We start from the raw sequence: 26,294 nt of genomic DNA, 5'->3' as shown, positions 1-26,294 counted from the left end.
GGACGGATCTGCCTTGTTTGAGGACGCCGTCCGGCATCGCCGCGCCCTGAGCCCTGAGCCCCGGAGATCAGTAGGCGTTGAAAGCCACCGTGCGCCAGCCGATGGTCTGCACGCGTTGCGACAGGATGGGCGAGCTCACGTACTTGGCGTCGAAGAAGAAGTCGCCAAGGATGTCTTGCAGCGATTTCGTGATAGCCGCATTGATGCCGAGCCATTCGGTCTGGATGACGAGCCAATATCCCTCGAGTTCGGACGACGGGGTGTTCTTCTTCAATCGCTTGCGCGCCTCGTCGGGCACGCTGTCGTAGGCGACGTTCGCCCTTTTGCTAGCGAGCTCGCTCTTGCCGGCTGGCGTGAGCTTGCGGTTGGAGTGCTCGCGATAGGCCTGATTGCGGTAGATGGGCTTGTTGTTCCGCGTGGGGTCCTCGCCGATCTTCTCGAGTTCAGCGCGCAGCGAGGCCTTGGACTCGACGAGCCCGTTGAGCTTCTGCAAGCAGTTACGGATCTTCTCGGGCTGCCACGTGAGGCCAACGTCGTCGAAGAAGATGAGCATTCGCGCCACCTGGTGGCATATCGATACAAAGGCTGCGCAGGTGATGCCGCGGTTCTCGCTGAGCGGCGCGTTGTCGATCGCGCGCAGCGTCCATTTGAGCAGCCGCACGAGCGCCGGGAACTCGAACGGGATTTGGCCGAAGTCGGTCGTGCGCACCATGCCCGTGAAACGGCTCGCGTGCGGGCTCTCGACGAGGAGCTGCAAGCGCTGGAAGTCCGCCGACGAAGGGTAGTTGCCGTAGGGCGTGCGTTTGACGTTTTGCGCGAACATCTGCGCGATTTCGGCCGTGCGGGAGCGCAGCACGTTATCCGTCGGATGGGCGTGCAGGTATCCGCCGGCGCCCTTGTCATCCGCGTAGGTCGCGACGTCCGCGATCTCCAGCTGCTGCGCGCCCGCGTGAACGTAGCTCCGGCCGAGGCCGTGGCGCGGCTCGAGGAACACGGTGACGTGGATCGGCTGCCGGGTGGTGGGCGGGTAGCGCGTAAACACCAGGTCGCCCGTCACGAAAGTGTTGATGCTGTCCGTCAGCTTGCTCATGCTGCCCCCGCACTGCCTGAATAATGTGGTGGTCAGATAAATGTGAAAAAACGATAGGTTTTTGAGTTGTAGTGGTCAAGTCATTTCGAACACGACGATAGATTTTTTGCTGCCATCTTCAGCTTGACATTCGCCGACCAGATTTGCGCTAAGTAAATTACCGCTCAGGCCGCCGAGTCACATGGCCGCCGACCCAACTGCCCTTACGACCGTTGCTCGTTCGAAGCGGCCGTTAAAGTCGTGTGGGGTCGAGCGGCAGAGACGGGTCGCGTGCCGCCGAACGCAGCCTTGCGAGGTTCAAGCTGCGCAGCCCAATGCATGAGGCGGCACGCGGCCAACAGCCGCCCTTGCCACGGAGCGCGCAAAGGTCGGCTTCCGCCTCGGACAGCGATGTTCAATTTCCGTACGCGGCGATGCGTAAAAACCACGCATTTTTCGCTCGTCGCCACGGCGCAGCATCATTTCACATCGCCGAGCGCATCGAGCATCATTGACCAGATACAAACGTCCGCCGGTTGCCCGAATCGTTGCAGCCCGCGCTCTCAAGTCTCGCGATCGATTTCGCGCGGGCTGCAAGCGTCATTACTGGCCTGTTGCGCTCTTCACCGCGCATTGCCCGACGATACTCTCCCCGTCACTGAATTTGAACGTGACGGGAACCGTCGAACCGACCGTCAGCGGCTTCTTTTCCTTCTCGAACATCACGTGATAGCCGCCCGGCGCGAATGCGAGTGTCCCGTTGGCCGGGACGGTCACCTTGTCGACCATGACCATCTTCGACGTGCTCCCGGTAGTCTGCGTCTGATGCAGCATGGACATCCCGAACGCATCGGTGCTAACACCTTCGAGATCGACGGGCTTGTCTCCCATGTTCATCAGCTTGAAGTAGCCTCCGGACGGCACGTCGCCCGGCATCGAGCGGATCCAGCAGTCGGACACCATCATGGCGCCCGACGAAGCGGCGAAAGCGGTTAGCGAAGCAGCCGCGAGCGGCAGCGCGATAGCCAGGCGGAAAAAGGGGTGGTGCATGGCATAACCTCCTGTTCTACGTTAAGGAAAATGTGATGGGCCGGTGGGACCTACGTCGCGGCACCGAGGCAAGGCTCGATCGTCATATCGGTCGCATGTCTACATGGTCGCTCCGCTATCCGCCCGTCGGCGACGTATGGCCCAGCACCGCAGCCAGCGCAAGTACGGCTAGCATGACGAGCGCTTCGACAGAGAGAACGCCGTCGAAGCGGCGTTGCGCGGCGGGGTAATCCGGATCGTTCCGCTCGGCAAGCACGAGCAGATCGGGCAGAATCGCCATCCGGTTCCAGCCGCCGAGCAATGTCGCCAGGACCACACATGCAAGCTTTGCGGCGAGCAACCGGCCCCAGTGTGTGCGCAGCAGCGGCGCGCTGGCCTGCGCCGTGTCCTGAACGGCGTTGTAGAAACCGGTGACGAGAACAAACAAGAGCGCAGTCGTCGCCAGATGAGACAGCGCCGAGCAGAACGCAGCCCTCCGGCCGGGCGGACGGCCTGGTTCGCGTTCGAGCCGGCGCAGCAGGATCGCGGCGACGATGACACTGCCGGCCCAAAGCGCAGTCGCGGAAAGATGGACGACGTGAATCGCCTCACGCCACGAGAAGTCGCCGGAGTCGGCCGCATGGCTCGCGGCTGCCTTGCCCGCGACCCACAGGACGAACCCCGCAGCAAAGAGCGCCGAGTCGCGCTCTTTCTTGAGGCCACTCAACGCCGCGAGCAGCGCGCCGGCAACGCCGATCGACCATGCCTTACCGAAGTGGGACTGCGTCAGTACTGGGGCGATAGCCGAACCAGCTTCACCGAGCGGCGAACCGCTCATGACTGCGGCCTGAAGCCAGAGGTACGCCAGGGCGGTGAGAGCGAGTGCGACTGACGCGACGGTCCGCCAGACTCGCGTCGTGTCTTGCCCTGGCAATCCGCTACGTGCGCCCAGGACGCCGCATGCAAGAGCGCCGGTAGCGACGGCAAACAGAATGTCCTGCATCGCGGCCAGTGCAATCTGGGCGACGACGAGCGGATCCACCGTTACTTCACCGTGAACGTGTAATGCCCCTGGGTGCGATGGCCGTCGTTGGCAACGGCGACCCACGAGACGGTATAGGCGCCCGGCACGAGGGGATTTAGCCCTACCGACATGTGCTTCCTGTTCGACGGGTCAACCGCAGCTTTGCCGCTCGTCACGGACTTGCCTCGCGAGTCGGTGACGGCGATCGAGCTGAAGGCGGGCTCCAGACCATCGTCGAAATCGATCGCCACGTCCTTCTGCGAGGTCGTGACGGTCGCACCGGCCCCCGGCGCCTCCTGGGTCGGATAGGCGTGCGCCTGCGCGAGATTGCAGGCGGCGATCATCAGCGCGGCGATGGCCGCGCGTGCAATCGTGTGCAGTTTCATGAGAGGACTCCTTACACGTTAGAACAGCGGCTTGCCGAGCGTTTTCGGCGCAATATCGTCGAAGAAAAGATGGGCCTGTACCAGGATGCCCACATGCGAACCGCTCGCGCTGTTGATTGGTATCTGGGCTTCGACACCGAACTGGCCATAGCGGTTGATCCAGATGAACCCTGGATTGATCGTGCCAGTGGTTTGGCCCTGACTTCTCGATAGCGGAAACTCGACGATGGGAACAATGTTCGAGAGCGGCTGCGGCAAGCCGAAATCATGCACCTGCTGCTGCAGATAGGGCAGGCTGTACTGGACCGTGAAACCGTAGTCGAAAGAATTGGGCTGACCGGCCCCGGTGGTCAACGAAGGCCCAGCTTCGGCGGTAATGGCAACGGGTCGGAGATAGGCCAGTGAGTCAGGCAGATCGCCCATACCCTTGCCCACGTAGATCGTCGGCGAGATGGTCGAAAAGCTGTCCGCAATCGCGTGGCTGCCGGTTCCACCCAATTCCGCATGCACCCCGACTGAAGTCATGAATTCGTGCGGGGCGTTCACATACAGCAGATACTTCAGGCCGACTCCAAAGTTATCGAACCCGTGCGCAGTCGGATTGTTCTGCATCACGTAAGCGCCGTCGACGGACAGGGCAAGCCTTGACGTGATCAGCTTGTCGTACTCGAAGCTGAACGTATTGATGCTTTGATCGCCGTTGTCTCCAGGAACACGCTGATGCCCGTATTCGAAGTTAGCTTCATCGCCGACACCTGGATCATCGACGGCCAACGTTGACGGAAAGACGCGGTCGCCCGCGATGGCATGGGCAGCGGCTGGCGATGAGGCGAGCAGGAGCGCAGTTGCGGCGAACGAGATCGATGCCGTGGCGAAGAAGGGTTTCCCATGGCGCAAGGTATTGGTATTCATGTTTCATCCATTGATTGAGGTCGTCATTGCGCCGCCGCGAGTCTGTGAAGAGACACGACGACGCCTGGCGATGCGTTCGTGCACGGCATCGCCACCAGGGCTCAATTCAGGATGAAACGGGGGGCGCGCGCGGCTGGGCGGATGCCAGCGGTTCGACGCGACGGATGCTCTCGAACCGCGTCGCAATGCGATGCTGGATGGCCCAGACCGTGACCGCAAATTCAGGCTGGACGCTCGGCAGCACGGGCATGTGCGCAATCAGGTTGCAGTAGCCGCAAGCATGCCAGTGAGCGGCCAGCGAGTGGGAGGTGTCCTCGTTGCCCGGCGGATTGCCTGGAGTCGAATGTGCGGAGCAGAGCGAGGCTGAAGGAAGCCCAGCCTCATTGCGGTCAGCCAGTGCCTGCGAAACCGTCGGCGCGAGCGTTGCCATCAGGATTGCCAGCAATCCCAGATAGGAGCCCAATTTCCGGCAGAAGCAGCTCAGCATAAGGCCGACGATTCGATATTGGTCTGGTGAAGGTGAATGCGGCGCATTATGCCATGTGTTACTTGCAGGCATCGACCTGTGACAGCTTGCCGCGTTGCCGGAAGTCTCAAGTCGCCCTGGAATGAGACGCTCGCAGGCCGCGCCTGACTGACTCCGGAGGGTCGTGTGCTGCCGATCCCAGCCTCCCGAGGTTGACGTTGTGTATGCAAATTGAATGGGTCGGAACACGGCCACGAGCGGTCCTTCGCGGGTGGTCATCGAAAGTCTGGTGATGATCGACGAGTCGCCATTCGGCGACGAGACGGCGACCTACAATTTGACGGCGCCAGGTCTCTTTGGCCGCCGGGTGTATGCGGCTCAGACGTCCGATCCCCAAATTCCGAAGTAGAAACCGTGGGACGTAATACTGAATCTTCGCTATGCGCGTGCGCGTTGTGCACCAAGACTGGTTTGCTCCGCGTACGGTCACACTGTAATGCCTGACGCAATGCCCGCGTTAGGGACTGTCGAAAATGCAGCCGGAAAACGTTGCTGCAGCACTGGAAGGTTACTTCGCTGCTGAGCGACCAACGATTCAAACCACGGACGAACGTTCTGGATTCCCGCCTTCAACAACAAGTCGGAAACGGCGGCGATGGAGTTTGATTCAGCCGGAAGGAGCAACACTGCGGTGCTGGTCGCTACTATGTCGGGAATTCGCAAGGTATAAGCACCACCAAGAACCGTGGCGCACAGTTGACGAAGTTTTAGCGCGATTCCTTTAGGAACCGAAAACGGAATGAACAAAGAGAGCAGCCAGTCGATGACGCCTTCGTTGAGTTCGATGACCTCCAGCCTAGCCCGTAAAGGGACCGATCGCCGCAGTTGCGCGGCGATATAAGCGGCACCTGCGAAGTGGTGCGAGCCACCAGCGTTGTATAGGAAGAGCCTGCCGTCCCACAACCGCACCCCGACCCGGTCTGTCGTCTGCGGTTGTACGATCCTAACCTCGCGATGTTTGAGCATGCGCTGTAATCCAGCTTCATCAACGGAGGTCTTTTTATAGCTTGAGAAATCGAGACCAAAATCCTTCACCGAGGCAAAGTAACGATCTTGGGATTTGCTGCTCCCTATGCCGTCTATGTCGGTTATATCGAACGCAAAATCGGCGACCTTCCGTGCGTTGGCGATACTGCCGGCGGGACAGGTCAAGTAATGACTGCACAGGCCCGTAGTAGTTGACGAAAGGCCTTCGAGGCTGAGTCCGGTCTCGTCGAATTCGCGGAGAAAATCAACCCGGCGTAGCGAGCTGCCCCAAATCCCAGGGGCACGCACGTCGAGCACGGCGGGAAGCGTTGCTGGATCGAGCATCCGCAGCTCGTCCCGCAGGCCGAGCCAAGCGGCCATCCGCGCTTGGTCGGCGATCGCGGGCCGTTGGAGCTTGCGACGCAACCACGTCCAATTCTCCCGCTGTGCGACGGAGTCGGGTACCTCTGTCAAAGCTTCGTTAGCAAGCAATCGCCGGAACATTGATTACTCACAGGTCAATAATATAGCGGACAGATTGATGCCTAAAAAATGAGCGAACAAGGCACGGATCGCGGCGAATTTGTGAAAGCTGCTCGTGAATTTTTGAGCCCAACTTTTCACCTTTTCGAAGTGGGCGCCGCGCGACGCCGGTGCGCTTGACGTGACTCCACACCAGTTCATCTGGATTCAGGTCCGGTGCGTAACCGGGCAGGAAATGCAAAGTCAACTTGCCCTGCGTACTGGCGACATAGTCCTTAACGATGGCTTTCTTATGTGCTGGCAATCCGTCAACGATCAGATGAACCGCTCTTTTCCGGTTGAACATCAACTTCCTGAGCAGTTCCACGAACAGCTCACCGCTAAGTGCCCCTTCATAGGTTGCAAACCAAAACGCACCCTTCGAATTAACAGCGGACGCGGCGCTCATGCTTTGCCGTTCGCCGGGCCGCTCGACCACCGGCGTCTCACCGCGCGGCGCCCACGTCCTGCCATGCACCGAGTCAGCACGGAAGCCCGATTCGTCCCAGAAGAAGATGTCTGCCTTCTGCTCACGAGCCTGCCTGGCAATGCTCGGATAGGTGTCTCGCTGCCAACGCTCGATAGCTTCCGGGTCACGCTGGTAAGCACGCTGCAACGGCTTTTGCGGCGTCAGGTTCAGACGCGCGAGCATCGCGCCGATCGAAGCCAGACTGAGCGTGACGTCGAATCTCTGTCGTACCAGTTCACGAACCAGGTTGCGCGTCCACAGACCAAAATCAAACCCGTACTGCATTGGATTCTTGCCATTAACCCAGCGCATTACCCGTTGCTCCTGCGTCGCAGTGAGCGTACGTGGGCGACCCGTGCCTTTGGTCGATCGCAGCGCTCGCACACCATGACCACGCCCCCGCGCCTGCGCCCTGATCTTGTACGCCCACGAGCGATGCATCCCAAATGACGCAGCAACATCATTTGGATGCTCGCCTTCAGCCATACGCTGAACTGCAAGAATACGCATCTCTTCGAGCGTGTTGTGAGCCAGGATGCGGCCATCTCGTTTCATGGGCGAATGCTCTCATTAGCTATCGCTCAAGAATAGTCCATTTGTCCGCAAAATTCCTGACTTATGAGTAAGTCCAAAGGTCTGTTGGAATAGTGCCTATTTCGAATAGAAAGGCGCGAAAGCGCTGACTATAGCCGACCGCTACGCGGTTACCCTCGGACGTTCATGCATCCATCATGGATGACCGCACAGGGTCGACGCACGAAACACGTGCAGAGGCACCGTCACATTCCTGCGGCCGATGGCAGGCATCGAATAACCCTTAACGAACTGAGCCGGACGCCGTCGGACTCAGTACGGCCAAGAAGCGTCGTTCGATCGCACCAGCGTGCCGACATTCAGGCGTCTGATCGAGTTAAAAAACCGGGCATTCAATCATAGAATTTGAAGTTGTCGTGTCGTTCAAGCACGACGTCGACGTGCCCAGTCCTTGGGCGTGCGCTGTAGAAGGCCGTCGCAATACATGTTGGCGCGCGACGACAACTCCTACCGTCTAAACTGCTTGCACACGCCGAGCGATGATCGGCGGCCATGCGACTGGAGTGATCCTTTTCCTAGCAGGCTGTTGAAAAACTGGTTTGAGGGGTGTCTACGACCCGTATTCAGGGGTGCTCTTCCCCTTACCCTGGTCGCGCGAGCGGCGTGCAGGGCGTTTTAAGAGGTCGGAAAATTTCGGCGAAACCCTCCCGGAACGTTTTTCAACAGCCTGCTAGCAAACGAGCGAGGGCGCGATTGCCGGATGAATGCGGTTTGCTCTAGGGGTCGACTGAAACAGCGAGGGTCAAAATGAAGTCCTTGCCAATACCGGTTCGAAACGCAGCTCTCGCCGTTGCTCTCATAGCTCTAGTACGGGTGTCAGTTTGGTATTTCCTTGGCTGGCAAGTGCAAAAATCGGAGCTATGGTCAGTAATAGGCGGCAGCGTAGCTGGCGGTTTTGTTCATCAACTATTGCCAAAAACGTCGAAGACATTTATCACAAAGACGTTCCGACAAATTCTTGCAAGCAGGCTGACGACCCCATTTTTACTGACATTTGTGACACTTCTTTGTCTACCCATCTTGATGGTCGGTTACATACAAATATCGTGGAGAGGTCCCACGGCGATAACTGTAAAAGTGAATTCGAAAGAAAAAACTTTTTCTAGCGAAGAATCGCCAAGCGCATTATATCAAGATCGAGCTTATGGCATGACATTTTCAAGCTTGAATTTCGAATACGGAAATTGGCGCGCTACAAAAAAGATTTTTCCACTCACTACAGAAAAAGCTCAAATTCCTGCGTGGATGACGGTCGCCTCGTTTCCCCAGTTTAGTGAAACTGAGGAGCAACTGTCAATGGCATATTTTCAATTTTTCGAAATCAGATACATTACAGCAGCGAAAAATAAGATATCTTCGATCAAGGTCAGTGAGGCACAGAGACCAGCGGCAGAAAGGCTTCAATTTATATATCAAATCATTAATCTCGCATTCTCCGAGCCAGATCTGTCTGATGCCAAATCAGTTTTAATAGGTAACTTTACCAGCAGATATCCTGATGACCCATGGACCCCGTTTTTGAAAGCAGCGCGCTATTACGCGCAAAAGAAATACGTTGAATGCGCTGACGCCCTGTCGAATGCTGGAAGAATCAGCGGCTATCCCAAAAATTCCACTGCTCGCTTCTTTCGAGGCGTTTGCTTACTCGATGCTGCTCGTGACGCCCAGACAGTCGCCCAAAAACAATCGCGAACTAACGATGCAATAGAGAGCTTTCGATCGGCTGAGGCTATTTCAAGGACCGATCGTGTCGATGGCTACCGTTCACTAGCATACCCAAGTTCGATATACTTTCAAGCGATAAGCTCCTATTACCTAGGAAAGACGGATGAGACAATTTCGTTGTTTAAACGCGCTAGCGAATTTGCCACAGGGAGCTTAAAGGCTCGTACGCTGAACGGCATTGGCTATATAGAACTTTCAAGAGGGCATACCGACAAGGCAGAAGTCGCATTGCAAGCTGCCATGGAGAGCGACCCGAATTTCCCGCTCGCACGCTCGAATTATGGATACGTTCTTCTCGACAAGAACGATTTCAAAACGGCGAGTGAAATTTTCGAAAAAAATGCTTCGGATGAGAAGCTTCGGCTGGAAAGTTACAAAGACGTAGTGCTCGCCAAACTTGCCCTTGTTTTTCTTTCCGAGCTTTCAGGTGCACAGATACATGATACGATTTTTCAGTACCTACCCATACTAAAGGATCGCCAAATTCAAGATTTTGAAGGCGTCGTACCGGAAGAACTAAGATTGGCTTACATACACAGAGCTATCGCAGACGGAATATATCTCTCCAAGAGTTTTTACGGTTTAGAGGTTTTCGCTCTCGCTCTTCAGACGCGAGCCTATTTGGAAGCCATCCAAATGAAAAAAAACTTCAAGGAAGACGCGCGCATAGACGCCTTACTGACGTCTTTGTCCGCCGACATACAGCATACAGAAAAACTAGTAAGCAGCGATTGGCTAAATCGTCCAGAAAAGGGGTGGTTTGCAACAATCGCCAAGTACCGGTCCACTTTCGAGGCGAATGAGAAAAACATTTCGAGTAGTGAAGCGGCGACTATAAGTCAACATTCCACTGAAAAGTAACTATCAACTGTTGCGTGGGCATGGTTGGCATGCCGATCACTTGCATCAACTATCCGACGACGATCTTAAGCGACGCTTTTTAGGCACGGCGCGCTTAAATAATTTGACCGACGACCGGTTCTAGTTGAATTCGGTCAGCGAATCGTTGGTACGGGAGTGGCAGTTGCGGGTCGACAACAGCCGAGCGCATCGGGTGGTAGCCGGCCCATCTCCAGCCATTCGCTCGCGTGCGCCCGCGCGTGCTATTTGCTGATGGGTCTTCGGCTGGCTCGACTGAGCAAAAACCGCCACAGCGACGGCGCCGACCACGGCGACCACGAAAGCTTCAACGAACGATTTCATGAGCCGTGGGAGCAAGGTGGCCGACATGCATCGGCGTCGGCAGCCTCACCAAAACTGAGCCAGCTACAAACCACCTCAGTGGGCAAAGCAGATCTTTACTTCTCCCGATCGACCGCTCAAACCGACTCCCGCAGCACCAACTGATGCTGCAGGATGCGCGACGCTGGGCGTTGGCCGTCGAGCAGCGCCAGCAGCATTTCGGCCGCCGTGGCGCCCAGCTCGACCATGGGCTGGGCCACGGTCGTCAGCCCCGGCTCGAAGATGCCAGCGATGGGCACGTCGTCGAAGCCCATTACCGCCACGTCGTGCGGCACCCGCCGGCCGGCTTTGCTAAAGCCCTTGATCGCGCCGATGGCCAACGTGTCCGACACGGCGAACACGGCGCTCGGTGGATCCACCACCGCCAGCAGCTTTGCCGCCGCCTGGCTTCCGGCGGCGTAACTATTGTCGCCAGTAACGCAGACAAGCTCGGGCGCAGGCGCGAGACCGGCGCGCAGTAGTGCCGCGTGATAGCCCTCGCGGCGCTGACGCGCATACAGGAAGCGCTCGTCGCTGGTGATGAAGCCGATGCGCCGATGGCCCTTGTTGATGAGGTACTGCACGGCATCCGTACCGGCCTGGCGGTGGTCGATGCTGACATAAGGCACGTCACTACCGGGCAAGAATTCCGAGCAATTGACCCATGGCTTGCCGTTCGCCGCCTCGCGCCGGGCTGCCGGGTCGGACATGGGCACGAGATTGATGACGCCGTCGCTCAGACTGCCGGCCAGCGTCGGCAGCGAGGCGTCCGCCGTGCCAGTCCAGGCTTCCAGGTCCGCCGGAAGCAGCGTGTAACCGGCCTGGCGACTGACCGCGCCGGCCCCGCGCACGATCTCGGCGTAGTAGGGGTTGGCGAAATCCGGCATGAGCATCAGCAGAATGCGACTCTGACCGGTACTCAGGCTGCGGCCGAACGGATTGGCCCGGTAGTTCAGTGCCCGTACGGCTGCCTCGACCCGCTCACGCGTGGCCGCCGTCACGGCCTTCGTCCCGTTGAGCACACGCGACACCGTGGCAATGGAAACGCCAGCCTCGCGGGCAACGGCTTCGATGGAGGGTTTGCTTCGCATTGGTTCGTTCAGGCAGCGGCGCGTTTGTCGCCAGCAGGAAGGTAACAATTTTAGCATCACGGGAAAAGGTTTTCCCCTCATGCGTCATCGAACCTCGAAACTGAGTGGGGATTCAGACTCGGCTTGCGGGAATCCATGGTGTTGCTGCAAACCGCAGCATTATGCAATCCGCTTATCCGAAGCTCATCGCGTACTCCTGTTTGTGCCGGTCCCTGCTGCATAGGGTAAAGCCCCTGTTCCAGGTAAACGGGAAAGCGCTTACCTTTTGACTTGCGCCCAGCTCCGTAGGCCATCCGTGCCGCATCCACCTTGACTCTTTGATTGACGACCATGAATCAAGCCCTGCCCATTTCCATCCAGATTTACAGCCTGCGTAATGCGGGCGAACTCGACCGGCAGTTCGACATTGCCGCCCAAGCCGGATTTCGCCAGGTGGAGCTGATCGGGTCCTTGCTCGAAAATGCGGCCGACACCCGGAACAAGCTTCAGGCGCGCGGCCTTAGCGCCTCCTCCAGCCACCTCAGCATGGCCATGCTGCGTGAGCGGTTGCACGAAGTGAGCGCGGCGTGCGAGACCCTCGGTATCACCCAGTTGGTCATGCCCGCGGTGCCGCCCGCCGAGCGCGACAGTGACGCCGCATACTGGCGGGCGCTCGGCAACGAGTTGGGCAGCCTCGCCCATCGGCTAGCCGCTCAGGGCATCGCCCTCGCTTACCACAACCATGATTGGGAACTCAGCGCCAAGGAGAACGGCGCAACGGCGCTGGAACTGCTGTTCGAGTCCGCCGGGGCAAGCCCGCTCGGCTGGCAAGTGGATGTAGCCTGGCTCGTGCGCGGCGGCGCCGATCCTTTGCCATGGCTTCGTCGTTATACGGGCCGCGTGGTGTCGGCCCATGCGAAAGACCTCGCGCCCGCGGGTGAAAAACTGGACGAGGACGGCTGGGCCGACGTCGGTCACGGCGTCATGGATTGGCCCACGCTGGCCGCCGCCTGCCGCGAAGCGGGCGCGCGTTTCCTCGCCGCCGAGCACGACAATCCCAGCGACGGCGAACGCTTCGCCCGCAATGCCTTTGCCTATCTGCACCAGCTCGGAGCCTGATCCATGAAACCTGTCTTCGTCGGCATCATCGGTTGCGGCAACATCAGCGATGCCTATTTCACCGGCGCGGCGAATTCGGAATTCGTCCGCATCAAGGCTTGCGCCGACTTGCGTCCGGAGGCCGCCCGAGCCAAGGCCGCGCAGCACGGCGTTGCCGCGATGACGGTGGCTGCGCTGCTGGCCGACCCCGACATCGAACTCGTCATCAACCTTACGGTGCCGCACGCGCATGTGCCGGTAAGCCTGCAGATTCTGGAGGCGGGCAAGCACGTCTACCTCGAAAAGCCCCTGGGTACCGAGTTCGCGTCCGCACGCGCGATGCTGGCGCGAGCCGAGGCTTCGGGATTACGCGTGGGCTGCGCGCCGGACACCTTCTTCGGCGCGGCCCATCAGGCGTGCCGCGCGGCGCTCGATGCGGGCCGCATTGGGCGTGCCATTGGCGGGGCCGTGGCCGTGTTGTCCCGCGGCATGGAGTCCTGGCATCCCAATCCTGAGTTTTTTTTCAAGCCTGGCGGCGGCCCGATTCACGACATGGGCCCGTATTACGTGACGCAGTTGGTCAACCTGCTTGGGCCGGTGGCACGCGTGTCTGCTTGCGCCACCATCGGTCTTCCCCAGCGCATCGTCTCCAGTGAGCCGCTGAGGGGCCAGGTCATCGAGGTCGAGGTGCCCACCACGGTCAACGGTATCCTGCATTTTGAGGGTGGGGCCAACGTTGTGATGAGCGCCTCCTGGGACGTGTGGGCCCATCAGCGTGCGCCTATCGAGATCTATGGCACGGAAGGTAGCCTGTTGGGCGTCGATCCCAATTTCTTTGGCGGGAGTCCGCGCGTGGCTGAACGTGATAGCGGCTTTAAGCCGCTCGACACACAGGTCCATGCTTTTGGCGTCGACAACTTCACGTTGAGGAGTGGTGCGCGGGTGGCCAATTACCGCGCTGTGGGCGTGCTGGACATGGCCATGGCGTTGCGTCGAGGTCGGCCGCATCGCGCGAGCGGCGAACTGGCGTTACACGTGCTGGAGGTGCTGGATGCCTTCGAACGCTCGTCGCGCGAGGGGCGGCACATCGATATCGAGACCGTCGTGCAGCGACCCGTCGTCGTGCCATTGGGTCGAGGCGAAGAGGCGCTTCTCGCCGACTGACTCACCTGACTGCCGGAGTGATCAAGCCGGTTGCGACGTGATCCGACTGCGACCATCAGATCACGCCCCGGCTCATACAGCTCGCGCGACTCACCTCGCCGCCGACTATCCACGACCGGGCACAGCCGCGCCGTCGCCGTTGCTGGCCGTCGCCGCGTCGCGCGTCTCGGGCATCGCCGCCCACACCAGCAGCACCGCGAGCGCACCGGCCGCCGCGAGGCAGAAGAAGCTCACCGTGTTGCCGAAACGATCGGCGACGAAGCCCGCCGCCGTCGTGCTCAACGTCGCGCCGATGCCGGCCGCGAGCCCGAACAGGCCGATACACAGGTTGTAGCGGCCCTTGTCGCCGGCGACGTCGGCGGCGATCAGCGGCAGCATCACGCCGAACACCGCGGCGCTCAAGCCGTCGAGCATCTGCACCGGCACGAGCAGATAGGGGCTGCTGATGCCCGCGAACAGCAGCGCGCGGATCGGCAACGCGGAGAAGCCGAGCAGCAGAATCGGCCGGCGGCCCCAGCGTTCGGCCGAGCGCCCGACCCACGGCGACATCATCGCGACGATCGCCTGCGGCACGATGATGCATGCCGCGATCACGAGCTGCACGTTGTCTCCCATGCCGGCCGTCACTTCGCCGGCGGCCAGGTTCAGCATCGCCGCGTTCGACAGATGGAACAGCACGATGCAGGCGGCGAACAGCAGCATGCGCTTGTCGCGCAGCAGCTCGCGCAGGCTTTCGCGCCGCTCGAGCTGCTCGGGGGTGGGCGCCGCTTGCGGCAGCTCGATCGTGTCGGTGCGCTGGATCATCGCGAGCGCGATCAGCGCGGGAACCGCGAGGCCCGCAGTCAGGACGAACACCGCGCGCGGCGAGTAGTACTCGCCGAACAGTCCCATCAGACCGGCCGCGACCGCGCTGCCGATCGATGCCCAGCGCGCATTGCGGCCGAGCCGGTCGCCGAGATTCGCGCGACCCACCAGCGCGAACGAGATCGCCGCGAGCGCCGGCGTCAGCATGCAGCTCGCGAAGCCGTGGAACACCTCGGCGGCGATCACCGGCAGCACGGTCGGGCTGATCGCGAGCAGCATCGCGCTGAGGATGATCGCGCCGATCGCCCACGCGGCCGCCGCCTTCTTGTTGCGCAACGCGTCGACCGCGGCGCCGCCGGGCACCTGGCTGACCATCGCGCTGATCGTGCCGACCGACAGCACCATGCCGATCTCGCCCTGGGTCCACTTGTGCGATGCGAGGTAGGACGCGATGAACGGCCCGAAGCCCGTCTGCACGTTGGCGACGAAGAAGTTGAGCCAATCGAGCGCGCGCAGACTTCGCGCCGTGACCATAGTACGGACCGTCATCGGACCGCCCGTGCGTTGGAAACCGCGACGGCCGACGACGCGGCCGGCGGCGCCGAGGCCGCCGGCGCGGCGCTGGCGGCAGGCTGCGCGGGCGGCGCCGGCGACACCGCGCGAATCGGCTTGTCGCTCGCGTAGAGCGGCGTCGCGTTGATCTGCGCGTCGCTCAGATCGATCTGCGGATGCAGTTCCTTGTCGCGCGTGACGAAGCGCAGCGCCGACCAGTTCGCGGCGATCGTGCGCCGGTCGGGGCTGACCATGCCGCCGACGTCGAGGACGATCGCCTGCGGCTGCGCGTTGCCGTCGATCAGCACGTCGACCACACGGCCCACCTTGGCGCCGTTCGCGCGCTCGACGGTCGCATCGAGCAGCGGCAGTTCCAGCGGGTTCGATTTGTTCGCGGTGCTCGGCACGGCCGTCGGGTTCAGCGTGATCGGCGCCCCCTTCGCGGTCGGCGTGAAGTGGAACGCGCCCCACGGGAAGTTCACCTTGCGGTCGCCGACGCCGAGGAAGCCCTGCAGATTGACGACCATCTCGCGCGGCTTGCCGGCTGCGTCGGCGATCATGTCGACCGCGCGGCCGACCACCTTGCCGTCGGGCTTCTGCACCTGGCTGTCGAGCAGCGCGCGCGCGTCGCTGCGCTCGATCGTACGCAGCACGATCAGCGGCGGCGGCGGCGGGGGCGGCGGCGGAGCCGGCACGACAACGGGCGGCGGCGGTTCGACCTTGTGCGGCTTCACGACCGGCTTCTTCGGTTTCTTCGGCTCCTCGGGCCCCTCGTTCGCCTCGCTCTCGACCGGCTCGGGCGCGGACGCGGCGACCGGCGCGCTTGCCGGCTCGACCGGCATCACCGTCGCATCGACGATCGGCGCCTGCTGCGTACCCCACAGCAGGCTGCTGCAGCCGGACAGCGCGGCGAACGCGAACAGCGCGGCCACGGTGCACAGCCAGCGCAACAGTCGAAGCACATCGAGCGAATCAGGCGAATCAGGCGAATCGAGCGGGCGAAGCGATCCAAGCGGTCCAAACGGGACAATCGGCAGGCGCCCGGCGGGGCGCGGAAAACCGCCAGTCATCAGGAAAAACTCCACGGGCAGGTGCGGACCGGCGCGATGAGCCGCCGCGGTTGGATGGGATACGGCCCAGAGTTTAACCTGCGCTGCCGCGCGGGCAGCCTTTCGCCGGTTGCGTTGCAGGCGGTTTCGCCGATGCGCTGGCGGTATAGCGCTGCACGCCGCGTGCCTGGAACGCGATCGCCGGGGTGGGTTCGGCGCGTTTCGCGGCTGCCCGTATGCCGTAGGTGTATACGCGCGCAGCGCTCGCGCGAGCGACCGTCGCGCAAAAGATATAAGTCGCGCGACATGTCCGGCATGCCATTCATGCGATTGGACACATAGTTCGCTTCACCTACATTTCGACTCAGAAAAGCGTTACCCACACCAACCAATCCACGAGACGAACCTGATGACGGCCGCTTTAGCGGCCGTTTCAGCGCGCTGATAAAGGAGGCACTCATCATGATGGAACCCCAGGCCCTCGCGAATTCCGACGTCGCGAGCGAATCCTTCGACACCGAATCATTCCGCGGTAAGGGCTTTCTCGACCGCTACTTCGACATTTCCGCGCGCGGCAGCACGCAGCGCCAGGAGATCGTCGCGGGCATCACGACCTTCCTCGCGATGGTCTACTCCGTGTTCGTCGTGCCCGGCATGTTCGGCAAGGCAGGCTTCGATACCAGCGCGGTGTTCGTCGCCGTGTGTCTGACCACGGCGTTCGGCTCGCTGCTGATGGGCGTGTGGGCGCGTCTGCCGATCGCGATCGGCTGCGCGATCTCGCTCACCGCGTTCACCGCGTTCGGCCTCGTGCTCGGCAAGGGCCTGCATCCAACCGTTGCGCTCGGCGCGGTGTTCCTGATGGGCGTCGTGTTCACGACGATTTCGGTGACCGGCGTGCGCTCGTGGATTTTGCGCAACCTGCCTGTCGGCATCGCGCACGGCACCGGGATCGGCATCGGCCTGTTCCTGCTGCTGATCGCCGCGAACGACGTCGGGCTGGTGGTCAAGAATCCGGGCGCGGGGCTGCCGGTGTCGCTCGGCAATATTGCGGCGTTGCCGGCGCTGATGTCGGTCGCCGGACTCGCCGCGATCGTCGGGCTCGTGCGGCGGCGCGTGCCGGGCTCGATCCTGATCGTGATCGTCGCGATCTCGGCGATCGGGCTCGCGATCGATCCGGTCGTGGCGTTTCACGGCATCTTCGCGGTGCCGTCGTTGAGCGCGCCGGGGCATGCGTCGCTAATCGGCGCGATGGACGTGAAGGGCGCGCTGTCGATGGCGGTGCTGCCGAGCGTGCTCGCGCTCGTGATGACCGCCGTGTTCGACGCGACTGGCACGATCCGCGCGGTCGCGGGCCAGGCGGGGCAACTCGACGAAAACGGCCGCATCATCAACGGCGGCCGCGCGCTGACCGCCGATTCGCTGAGCTCGATCTTCTCGGGCCTGCTCGGCGGCGCGCCGGCGGCCGCGTATATCGAGTCGACGGTCGGCGTCGCGGCGGGCGCGAAGACGGGGATGGCGGCGGCGGTCGTCGGTCTGCTGTTTCTCGTCGTGATGTTCTTCTCGCCGCTCGCCGCGCTGGTGCCTTCGTATGCGACCGCGCCCGCGCTGATGTACGTGGGGCTGCTGATGCTGTCGAACGTCAGCAAGCTGCATATGGACGACATGGTCGACGCGATGGCGGGGCTCGTGTGCGCGGTGTTCATCGTGCTGACCGCGAACATCGTGACCGGCATCATGCTCGGCTTCGCGACGCTCGTGATCGGACGCGTGGTCAGCGGCGAGTATCGCAAGCTCAATGTCGGGACCGTGGCGATCGCAGTCGTGCTGGTCGGGTTTTATGTCGGCGGCTGGGCGATCTGAGTTTCGTTGCGGCTCCTTGACTTTCGCGTCAGCGTCTCTAAACCTTAACCTTGAGGGCAAGCCCTGCATTCGCAGGAAAGGAGACGCAGATGGAACCGCAACATCGCATCGGCAGCCAGGAAGAGTGGCTCGCCGCGAGCCGCGCGCTGCTCGCCGACGAAAAAGCGCATATGCGCGCCGGCGACGAACTCGCGCGCAAGCGCCGCGAATTGCCGTGGGTCAAGGTCGACAAGGTTTATACGTTCGATACGCCGGAAGGCCGCAAGACGCTCGCAGAGCTGTTCGACGGCCGCAGCCAGCTGATCGTTTATCACTTCATGCTGGGCCCGGACTGGGAAGAGGGGTGCGTCGGCTGCTCGTTTTTGTCGGACCATATGAGCGGCATTCTCACGCATCTGGTCCATCACGACGTCAGCTATGTGACGGTATCGCACGCGCCGCTCGAGAAGATCGACGCGTTCAAACGGCGCATGGGGTGGACCTTTCCGTGGGTGTCGTCGAGCGGCAGCGATTTCAATTTCGACTACCACGTGTCGTTCACGCCGGAGCAGCTGGCGAGTAAAAAGGCGTTCTACAACTTCACCGAGCAGGACGTCGGCATCGACGAACAGCACGGCCACAGCGTGTTCTACAAGGACGCAAACGGCGACGTGTATCACACGTACTCATGCTACGCACGCGGCGACGAGCGCTTCGTGAACACCTACGCGCTTCTGGACATCGCGCCGAAAGGCCGCAACGAGAACAGTAATCTGACCGACTGGGTCAGGCATCACGACCGCTACGACGACCACGCGCGCGCGGCTTGCCCGGCGTGCGGATCGTACACGGTGTGAAGCGGTGAAGTGGTGAAGTGGTGAAGCGGTGAAGCGGGTCGACGAAGGGGGCGAGGGGCGCGCGCCGCGCTAGCTGGCGCGGCGCCTCTGTGCTGCACGAGCGCTGCATCAGCTCGCTACAGCGCCATCTCGAAGGCGGGTCTGAGGAACATTTCCATCGCCATCACGATGAGGCTCATCGCCGCGGCCGCGAGCGTCAGCACGCCGTATTCGTCGTAACGCGTGTCGTACAGACACGCGACGACGAACAGAATCGCCATCAGGTTAGTCAGCCAGTCGAAGTTCAGCGCGAAGCTCATCGGTCGAATCGGGGCGTGTGCGCGACGGTGGAATCGCACCGTCAGGTGCCCGCGATTTTATCGAAAGGAGCTTACGGATTCGCAACGACCGCGCTTACATAGCTTACGTCGCGCGGCGCGCAAAGCCGCGTCAAACGGTGCTTTGCGGCCCCGTCATGTCGCGTTCGATCCATTCGATCACCGACCTGCGCCGCGGTTGCCAGCCGAGCAGTTTGCGCGCGCGTTCGCCGCGCACGCGGCTGTTCGAGCCAAGACCGTACGAGGCCATTTCGTAGCCCCATTCCTGTTTCGCGTCTTCGAGCGGCCAGTCCTGCGGCGCGCCGAGCTTCATCGCGCGTGCGATCGCGGCGCTCATGTCGCGGAACGACGCTTCGCCGCTTTCGACGAAATAGAACGTGCCGGCAGGGGTTTTATCGAGTGCGAGGCGATACAGCTCGGCGACGTCGTCGATATGCACGTTCGACCAGACGTTGCCGCCGCTGCCCACATGACGCACGACGCCGCTTTTCTGCGCCTGGCGCACGAGTCGCGGCAACTGCACGCTCGCGCTGCCGGCCACCGCGCCGTGACCGTAAATCAGCGTGTTGCACAGCACGGCCGAGCGCACGTTGCGTTGCGCGGCGTCGAGCACCAGTTGATCGATCGCGACGCGCGCGGCCTTGTCGGCGGTCGGGGTGGGCAGCGCGTCTTCGTGATAGATGCGTGCTTCACCCGCTTCGCCGCCCGACGCATCGCCGACGATGCTCGACCCGCTCGTGTGCAGGAACACCTTGCCCGAACCGGCGAGTCCGTCGATCAGCGCGCGTACCGCGCCTTCGTGATCGCTGCTCGCGGCGTTGATCACCGCGTCGGCCGCTTGCGCTTCGGCGATCAGCAACGCGCGGTCGTCGAGCGTGCCGAGCACGGGCTCGATGCCGAGCCGCTGCAACTCGCCGCTGTGTTCGGTTTTGCGAATCAGCCCGCGCACCTGATGGCCGGCGCGCGCCAGATGCGCCGCGATCGAGCCGCCGATAAAACCGCTTGCGCCAGTAACGAAAATCTTCAAGACGTTCTCCTGAGGGAAATGCCAAGACCGCAATCTCTTGCATGGGATCGGAGTAAGCGCTAAAGCGCCAACTCCGATCGACAGGCACGCAGTATCGCTCGCGCGGATTCTCGCAAAAAGCGTGTTAGTCTCAAATCAATCTTGATCTGAAATCAACAATGAAAACCTCCACCGACGAATTGCTGGTGTTCGTCACCGTGATCGACAGCGGCTCGATTACCGCGGCGGCCGAGAAGCTGGGGCAGACCGTCTCCGGCGTGAGCCGCGCGCTCACGCGCCTCGAGCAGAAGCTCGACACCGCGCTCGTGCGGCGCACGACGCGGCGTCTGCATCTGACCGAGGAAGGCGACGCGTTCCTGCGGCGCGCCCGCGCGATCCTCGACGCGCTCGAAGAGGCTGAGGAGTCGGTCGCGCGCGGGCGGCAACGGCCGTCGGGGCGCTTGCGCGTCGATGCGGCGTCGCCGTTCATGCTGCATTGCGTGGCGCCGCATATGACCGCGTTTTCGGCGCTGTATCCGGAGATCCGGCTCGAATTGACCAGCAACGAGCGGATCGTCGATCTGCTCGAACAGAAGGTCGACATCGCGATTCGCATCGGCGCGCTGCAGGATTCGACGCTGCATGCGCGCGCGCTCGGCGAGAGCAGGCTGCGCGTGCTCGCGAGCCCGGCGTATCTGGCCGAGCACGGCGAGCCGACCACGCTCGACGCGCTGCACGCGCATCGGCTGATCGGCTTTACGGCGCCGGAGCATTTGAATCGCTGGCCGTTGCGCGAAGGGGGCAGGGGAACGAAGCGCGCCAAGGGGCAGCGCGACGAAGCCGCGCTGCTGAAGATCGAACCGTCGATCACCGCGTCGAGCGGCGAAACCTTGCGGCAACTGGCGCTGTCCGGCTGGGGCGTCGCCTGTCTGGCCGACTTCATGACCGCCGGCGACGTGCGCGAAAACCGCCTCGTGCCGATTCTCGGCAACCTGCTCGTCGATGAACGGCAGCCGGTGCATGCGGTGTACTACCAGAGCGCATCGCTCGCGGGGCGCGTGCAGTGCTTTCTGGATTTCATCGTGGCGCGGGTCAAGCTCTGATCCGCGTCGCGGAGCCTTCTATCCTATAACCCAGATATCGGCGGAGCCGGCGTGTTCGGCTTCCCGCCAGCGAAAGCGCGCCAATTTTGGCCAGATGGCGACCCGCGCCGCGAAGGTGTATATACAACTGTGGGCTAAACACGGCGGCCACGCCGACCCATGCGTCCAGGACCCGCCTACGACCTGCCGCCAAACCCGCCGCGCTCCCGCCGAGCCACGTGCCAAATAATGGAAATCACCAGGCACGAAATCTCGAAAAACAAGTTGTATATACAAGGCCCGCCGGCTAGACTTATTTGAACTTGTATAGACAGGACGACAACCATGATTCTGAAGCCCGGCTACCTGAGCCTCCCGCAACTGCGCCAGATCGCGCGTGAGCAGGTCACCCTGCAACTCGATCCCGCAAGCCACGCCGCCATCGACGCGTGCGCGCAGGCCGTCGCCGACATCACCGCCAGGGGCGAGCCGGCTTATGGCATCAATACCGGCTTCGGCCGCCTCGCCAGCACGCACATTCCGCGCGATCAGCTCGAACTGCTGCAACGCAATCTGGTGCTGTCGCACGCGGTCGGCGTCGGCGAGCCGATGTCGCGCCCGGTCGTGCGTCTGTTGATCGCGCTGAAGCTGTCGAGCCTCGGCCGCGGCCACTCGGGCATCCGCCGCGAAGTGATGGAGGCGCTGATCGCGCTGTTCAACGCCGACGTGCTGCCGGTGATCCCGGTCAAGGGCTCGGTCGGCGCATCGGGCGACCTCGCGCCGCTCGCGCATATGTCGGCGGCCCTGCTCGGCGTCGGCGAAGTGTTCGCGAAGGGCGAGCGCATGCCGGCCACCGAAGGCCTCGCGCTCGTCGGTCTGAAGCCGCTGACGCTGCAGGCGAAGGAGGGTCTCGCGCTGCTGAACGGCACCCAGGCTTCGACCGCGCTCGCGCTGTACAACATGTTCGCGATCGAAGACCTGTACCGCACGGCGCTCGTGGCCGGCGCGCTGTCGGTGGATGCGGCGATGGGCTCGGTCAAGCCGTTCGACGCGCGCATCCACGAACTGCGCGGCCATCGAGGCCAGATCGACGCGGCCGCGGCTTATCGCTCGCTGCTGCAAGGTTCGGCGATCAACGTGTCGCACGCCGATTGCGACAAGGTGCAGGACCCGTACAGCCTGCGCTGCCAGCCGCAGGTGATGGGCGCGTGTCTGGACCAGATGCGTCAGGCCGCCGAAACGCTGCTGATGGAAGCGAACGCGGTCTCCGACAATCCGCTGATTTTCCCGGACACCGGCGAAGTGCTGTCGGGCGGCAACTTCCACGCCGAGCCGGTCGCGTTCGCGGCCGACAACCTGGCGCTCGCCGTGGCGGAAATCGGCGCGCTCGCCGAACGTCGCATCGCGCTGCTGATCGACGCGACGCTGTCGGGCCTGCCGCCGTTCCTCGTCAAGGATGGCGGCGTGAACTCCGGCTTCATGATCGCGCATGTGACGGCCGCCGCGCTCGCGTCGGAAAACAAGACGCTCGCGCATCCGGCTTCGGTCGATTCGCTGCCTACGTCCGCGAACCAGGAAGACCACGTGTCGATGGCGACGTTCGCCGCGCGCAAGCTCGGCGATATCGCCGACAACACCGCGAACATCCTGTCGATCGAACTGCTCGCTGCCGCCCAGGGTGTCGATCTGCGCGCGCCGCACAAGACCAGCCCGAGCCTGCAGAAGGTGATGGACCTCGTGCGCAAGGACGTCGCGCACTACGAGCTCGATCACTACTTCGCGCCGGACATCGCGGCGGTCACGAAGCTCGTGCAGGCCGGCGCGGTCGCGAAGCTGAGCCCGTTCTCGTTCGCGTCGGAACAATGAGTCGTCGAGAGCGCGGATCACACCCATGAACGCACCCGCTTATCAGGGCATCAAGGACTTCATCCTCGCGCGCATTCATGCGGGCGAGTGGGCCGAAGGCGACCAGGTGCCCTCCGAAAACGAGCTTGCGCGCGAGTTCAGCGTCGCACGCATGACGGTCAACCGCGCGTTGCGCGAGTTGACCTCGGAGCAGGTGCTGACACGTGTACAAGGCTCGGGCACTTTCGTCGCCCGTCCCAAGTACGAGTCGACCCTGGTGGCGATCCGCAGCATCTCCGATGAAATCGTTGCGCGCGGTCATCGCTATCAGGCGAGGGTGCTGAACATCGGCGCCAGCATCGCCGATGCGGCGCTCGCCGAAGAGATGCAGGTGAGCGCGGGCAGCCCCGTGTTTCATTCGCGCCTGCTGCATTTCGAAAACGAGGAGCCGGTGCAGCTCGAAGAACGCTGGGTCAATCCGGCCGTCGCACCCGAATACGCGCTGCAGGACTTCACGAACACCACGCCCAACCAGTACCTCGTGCGCGTCGCGCCGCTGCAGCGCGTCGAGTACCGCATCGAGGCGCTCGCCGCCGACGAGATCACGCGCGAGCTGTTGAACATGAGTGAACGCGAGCCGTGTCTGGTGCTGCACCGGCGCACATGGTCGCAAGGCGAGGTCGCCTCGATCGCGAATCTGTGGCATCCGGGCACCCGTTACCGCTTCACTGGGCATTTCTGAATTCGCTTTTTCGTCTTCGCCGAATCTTTATCGAACCTCTTCACGCATGATTAGGGACACCATGAACAATCCGAAACACACCGATCCGCGTCTCGATCCGACTCGCACGATCCGCGCACCGCGCGGCGCGGAAAAGACCTGCAAGACCTGGATCGCGGAAGCCGCGTACCGGATGATCCAGAATAATCTGGACCCCGAAGTCGCCGAACACCCGCACGCGCTCGTCGTGTACGGCGGCATTGGCCGCGCCGCGCGCAACTGGGATTGCTTCGATCAGATCCTCGCGTCGCTGAAGGACCTGAACGAAGACGAAACGCTGCTGATTCAGTCGGGCAAGCCGGTCGGCGTGTTCCGCACCCATGCGGACGCGCCGCGCGTGCTGCTCGCGAACTCGAACCTCGTGCCGCACTGGGCGACGTGGGAACACTTTCACGAACTCGACCGCAAGGGCCTGATGATGTACGGCCAGATGACCGCGGGCAGCTGGATCTACATCGGCAGCCAGGGCATCGTCCAGGGCACCTACGAGACCTTCTTCGCGGTCGCGAACCAGCACTTCAACGGTGACCCGAAGGGCCGCTGGATTCTGACCGGCGGTCTCGGCGGCATGGGCGGCGCGCAGCCGCTCGCGGCGACGATGGCGGGCTTCTCGATGATCGCGGTCGAATGCGACGAGACGCGCATCGAATTCCGTCTGAAGACGCGCTACGTCGACAAGAAGGCGAAGACGCTCGACGAGGCGCTCGCGATGCTCGACGAAGCGAAGCGCGCCGGCAAGCCGATCTCGGTTGGCCTGCTCGGCAATGCCGCCGACGTGTTCGCCGAGTGCGTCGCGCGCGGCATCACGCCGGACTGCGTGACCGACCAGACGAGCGCGCACGATCCGATTCACGGCTACCTGCCGCAGGGCTGGACGGTCGGAGACTGGCGCGAGCGCATGAAGACCGCGCCGGAAAGCATCGTCACGCCGGCCAAGCAGTCGATGGCCAGCCAGGTGCAGGCGATGCTGACGCTGCAGGAACGCGGCGCGGCAACGCTCGACTATGGCAACAACATTCGCCAGATGGCGCTCGAAATGGGCGTGGAAAACGCGTTCGATTTCCCTGGCTTCGTGCCGGCGTATATCCGGCCGCTGTTCTGCGAAGGCAAGGGCCCGTTCCGCTGGGTCGCGCTGTCGGGCGATCCCGAGGACATCTACAAGACCGATGCGAAGGTGAAGGAACTGATCCCCGACGATCCGCATCTGCACAACTGGCTCGACATGGCGCGCGAACGCATCGCGTTCCAGGGTCTGCCGGCGCGGATCTGCTGGGTCGGCGTGAAGGATCGCTATCGTCTCGGCCAGGCGTTCAACGAAATGGTCAGGAACGGCGAGCTGAAGGCGCCGATCGTGATCGGCCGCGATCACCTCGATACCGGTTCGGTCGCGAGCCCGAACCGCGAAACCGAATCGATGAAGGACGGCTCGGACGCGGTCAGCGACTGGCCGTTGCTGAACGCGCTGCTGAACACGGCGGGCGGTGCGTCGTGGGTGTCGTTGCATCACGGCGGCGGCGTCGGCATGGGCTTCTCGCAGCATGCGGGCGTCGTGATCGTCGCGGACGGCACGCAAGCCGCGCACCAGCGCCTCGGCCGCGTGCTGTTGAACGATCCGGCCACCGGCGTGATGCGTCACGCGGATGCGGGCTACGAACTCGCGCAGCAGACGGCGCGCGAGGCCGGTCTCAATCTGCCGATGCTGGGCCGCTGATCGTGACCATGGCCAACCACGCGGGCGGCATGGCAGGCGTCACGCTGATTCGCGGCGCCGACCTCGTGGCGACGCCGTGGAAAAACGGCGGCGGGCTCACGCGTGAGGTCGCGGCATTTCCGTCGCCAGGCTGCGGCCAGGGCGCGGCGAGCGCCGACTTCGTGTGGCGCGTGAGCGTCGCCGACGTTGCGCAGGCGGGACCGTTCTCGCGCTTCGACGGCGTCGACCGGACGCTGGTGTTGCTGGCTGGCGCGGGCATGCTGCTCGATGAGCTGGGCGACGCGGGCGTCGCCTCGACGCATGTGTTGCGGCAGCCGCTCGACATCGCGCGCTTCGATGGCGCGACGCGCATCGACGCGCGGCTCGTCGACGGCGCGACGCGCGACTTCAACCTGATGGTGCGGCGCGACGTGGCGCAGGGCGAGTTGGACGTGTGGCGCACTGGCACGCGGCAGGATGCGCCGCGCGTGCTCGACGGCGACGTGGCGCTGCTGTTTTCCGCGGGCGGCGCGGTCACGGTCGGACTGGCGGCGGACCACGCGCAAGCCGTGCGGCTCGACACCGGCGACACGCTGCGCGTCGACGGGCCGAACGCGCTCACTTGCGCGCTGACGGGCGACGGCGCGGTGCTCGCGATCACGATCCGCTACACGCGATGACGAATCAACCGTGATAG

At 62.6% G+C, this 26,294-nt stretch carries 23 protein-coding genes; 10 read left to right on the top strand and 13 right to left on the bottom strand.

The window, feature by feature from the left end; translation table 11 throughout:
- Positions 1 to 67: 67 nt before the first annotated feature.
- From OKW35_RS41225 to OKW35_RS41190, 8 genes are all read right to left on the bottom strand, one after another.
- On the bottom strand, positions 68 to 1,090 hold the full coding sequence (locus OKW35_RS41225) for a hypothetical protein (RefSeq protein ID WP_429555048.1): 1,023 nt from the start codon (positions 1,088 to 1,090) through the stop codon (positions 68 to 70).
- Between the two features lie 582 nt (positions 1,091 to 1,672).
- Positions 1,673 to 2,119 carry a copper chaperone PCu(A)C gene (locus OKW35_RS41220; RefSeq protein ID WP_244145121.1) on the bottom strand — a complete coding sequence of 149 codons (447 nt, stop codon included), beginning with the start codon at positions 2,117 to 2,119 and terminating at the stop codon, positions 1,673 to 1,675.
- A gap of 115 nt (positions 2,120 to 2,234) precedes the next feature.
- Positions 2,235 to 3,140: a CopD family protein gene (locus OKW35_RS41215; protein WP_429555047.1), complete on the bottom strand. Its 906-nt coding sequence runs from the start codon at positions 3,138 to 3,140 to the stop codon at positions 2,235 to 2,237.
- A 2-nt stretch (positions 3,141 to 3,142) separates the two neighbouring features.
- Positions 3,143 to 3,508: a copper resistance CopC family protein gene (locus OKW35_RS41210; RefSeq protein ID WP_429555046.1), complete on the bottom strand. Its 366-nt coding sequence runs from the start codon at positions 3,506 to 3,508 to the stop codon at positions 3,143 to 3,145.
- An 18-nt stretch (positions 3,509 to 3,526) separates the two neighbouring features.
- Positions 3,527 to 4,420 (bottom strand): hypothetical protein, encoded by an 894-nt coding sequence (locus tag OKW35_RS41205; protein WP_429555045.1) that lies wholly within the window; start codon positions 4,418 to 4,420, stop codon positions 3,527 to 3,529.
- Positions 4,421 to 4,526: 106 nt separating this feature from the next.
- A complete protein-coding gene (locus OKW35_RS41200; protein WP_429555044.1) occupies positions 4,527 to 4,907 on the bottom strand; it encodes a DUF2946 domain-containing protein in 381 nt (126 codons plus the stop codon).
- 465 nt (positions 4,908 to 5,372) lie between these two features.
- Positions 5,373 to 6,257 (bottom strand): DUF6685 family protein, encoded by an 885-nt coding sequence (locus OKW35_RS41195; RefSeq protein WP_429555043.1) that lies wholly within the window; start codon positions 6,255 to 6,257, stop codon positions 5,373 to 5,375.
- 166 nt (positions 6,258 to 6,423) lie between these two features.
- Positions 6,424 to 7,458, bottom strand: coding sequence for an IS630 family transposase (locus OKW35_RS41190; protein ID WP_429488503.1), 1,035 nt, complete (start codon positions 7,456 to 7,458; stop codon positions 6,424 to 6,426).
- 786 nt (positions 7,459 to 8,244) lie between these two features.
- On the opposite strand from OKW35_RS41190, the gene OKW35_RS41185 reads away from it, so the two are divergent.
- Complete coding sequence (locus OKW35_RS41185; protein ID WP_429555042.1) at positions 8,245 to 10,083, top strand: tetratricopeptide repeat protein; 1,839 nt, start codon at positions 8,245 to 8,247, stop codon at positions 10,081 to 10,083.
- Between the two features lie 458 nt (positions 10,084 to 10,541).
- Here the strand turns inward: OKW35_RS41185 and OKW35_RS41180 are convergent, their stop codons facing one another.
- Positions 10,542 to 11,534 (bottom strand): LacI family DNA-binding transcriptional regulator, encoded by a 993-nt coding sequence (locus OKW35_RS41180; protein ID WP_429555041.1) that lies wholly within the window; start codon positions 11,532 to 11,534, stop codon positions 10,542 to 10,544.
- Positions 11,535 to 11,864: 330 nt separating this feature from the next.
- On the opposite strand from OKW35_RS41180, the gene OKW35_RS41175 reads away from it, so the two are divergent.
- Together OKW35_RS41175 and OKW35_RS41170 are read left to right on the top strand one after the other, a co-directional pair.
- On the top strand, positions 11,865 to 12,632 hold the full coding sequence (locus OKW35_RS41175; RefSeq protein ID WP_184062099.1) for a sugar phosphate isomerase/epimerase family protein: 768 nt from the start codon (positions 11,865 to 11,867) through the stop codon (positions 12,630 to 12,632).
- 3 nt (positions 12,633 to 12,635) lie between these two features.
- Positions 12,636 to 13,775: a Gfo/Idh/MocA family protein gene (locus OKW35_RS41170; RefSeq protein WP_429555040.1), complete on the top strand. Its 1,140-nt coding sequence runs from the start codon at positions 12,636 to 12,638 to the stop codon at positions 13,773 to 13,775.
- Between the two features lie 105 nt (positions 13,776 to 13,880).
- Here OKW35_RS41170 and OKW35_RS41165 read toward each other — a convergent pair whose 3' ends face one another.
- Positions 13,881 to 15,128 carry an MFS transporter gene (locus OKW35_RS41165; RefSeq protein WP_184062097.1) on the bottom strand — a complete coding sequence of 416 codons (1,248 nt, stop codon included), beginning with the start codon at positions 15,126 to 15,128 and terminating at the stop codon, positions 13,881 to 13,883.
- On the bottom strand, positions 15,125 to 16,201 hold the full coding sequence (locus OKW35_RS41160; RefSeq protein WP_429555039.1) for a PRC-barrel domain-containing protein: 1,077 nt from the start codon (positions 16,199 to 16,201) through the stop codon (positions 15,125 to 15,127). Before OKW35_RS41160 ends, OKW35_RS41165 begins: the two co-directional genes overlap by 4 nt.
- Positions 16,202 to 16,645: 444 nt before the next feature.
- Here OKW35_RS41160 and OKW35_RS41155 point away from each other — a divergent pair, with 444 nt between their 5' ends.
- Both OKW35_RS41155 and OKW35_RS41150 read left to right on the top strand, forming a co-directional pair.
- Positions 16,646 to 18,040 (top strand): NCS2 family permease, encoded by a 1,395-nt coding sequence (locus OKW35_RS41155; protein WP_429555143.1) that lies wholly within the window; start codon positions 16,646 to 16,648, stop codon positions 18,038 to 18,040.
- Positions 18,041 to 18,129: 89 nt separating this feature from the next.
- Positions 18,130 to 18,876, top strand: a complete 747-nt coding sequence (locus OKW35_RS41150) for a DUF899 domain-containing protein (protein WP_429555038.1) — start codon at positions 18,130 to 18,132, stop codon at positions 18,874 to 18,876.
- A gap of 116 nt (positions 18,877 to 18,992) precedes the next feature.
- Here the strand turns inward: OKW35_RS41150 and OKW35_RS41145 are convergent, their stop codons facing one another.
- Positions 18,993 to 19,175 (bottom strand): hypothetical protein, encoded by a 183-nt coding sequence (locus OKW35_RS41145; protein WP_018418561.1) that lies wholly within the window; start codon positions 19,173 to 19,175, stop codon positions 18,993 to 18,995.
- Between the two features lie 130 nt (positions 19,176 to 19,305).
- Complete coding sequence (locus OKW35_RS41140) at positions 19,306 to 20,220, bottom strand: NAD-dependent epimerase/dehydratase family protein (protein WP_429555037.1); 915 nt, start codon at positions 20,218 to 20,220, stop codon at positions 19,306 to 19,308.
- A 158-nt stretch (positions 20,221 to 20,378) separates the two neighbouring features.
- On the opposite strand from OKW35_RS41140, the gene OKW35_RS41135 reads away from it, so the two are divergent.
- The 5 genes from OKW35_RS41135 (at position 20,379) to OKW35_RS41115 (ending at position 26,277) form a co-directional block, all read left to right on the top strand.
- The gene (locus OKW35_RS41135) at positions 20,379 to 21,302 is read left to right on the top strand and encodes a LysR substrate-binding domain-containing protein (protein ID WP_429555036.1); all 924 of its coding nucleotides are present in this window, start codon (positions 20,379 to 20,381) and stop codon (positions 21,300 to 21,302) included.
- A 324-nt stretch (positions 21,303 to 21,626) separates the two neighbouring features.
- Positions 21,627 to 23,147 (top strand): histidine ammonia-lyase, encoded by a 1,521-nt coding sequence (hutH, locus tag OKW35_RS41130; protein WP_429406672.1) that lies wholly within the window; start codon positions 21,627 to 21,629, stop codon positions 23,145 to 23,147.
- A gap of 25 nt (positions 23,148 to 23,172) precedes the next feature.
- Positions 23,173 to 23,868 (top strand): histidine utilization repressor, encoded by a 696-nt coding sequence (hutC, locus tag OKW35_RS41125; protein WP_090803957.1) that lies wholly within the window; start codon positions 23,173 to 23,175, stop codon positions 23,866 to 23,868.
- A 61-nt stretch (positions 23,869 to 23,929) separates the two neighbouring features.
- Positions 23,930 to 25,618 carry a urocanate hydratase gene (hutU, locus tag OKW35_RS41120; RefSeq protein ID WP_429555035.1) on the top strand — a complete coding sequence of 563 codons (1,689 nt, stop codon included), beginning with the start codon at positions 23,930 to 23,932 and terminating at the stop codon, positions 25,616 to 25,618.
- 8 nt (positions 25,619 to 25,626) lie between these two features.
- Positions 25,627 to 26,277: a HutD/Ves family protein gene (locus tag OKW35_RS41115; RefSeq protein WP_429555034.1), complete on the top strand. Its 651-nt coding sequence runs from the start codon at positions 25,627 to 25,629 to the stop codon at positions 26,275 to 26,277.
- Positions 26,278 to 26,294: the final 17 nt, after the last annotated feature.

The organism is Paraburkholderia sp. MM5477-R1 (assembly GCF_050436385.1).
Classification (GTDB): Bacteria; Pseudomonadota; Gammaproteobacteria; order Burkholderiales; family Burkholderiaceae; genus Paraburkholderia; species Paraburkholderia tuberum.
This window is presented reverse-complemented; position numbering and strand designations above follow the sequence as displayed.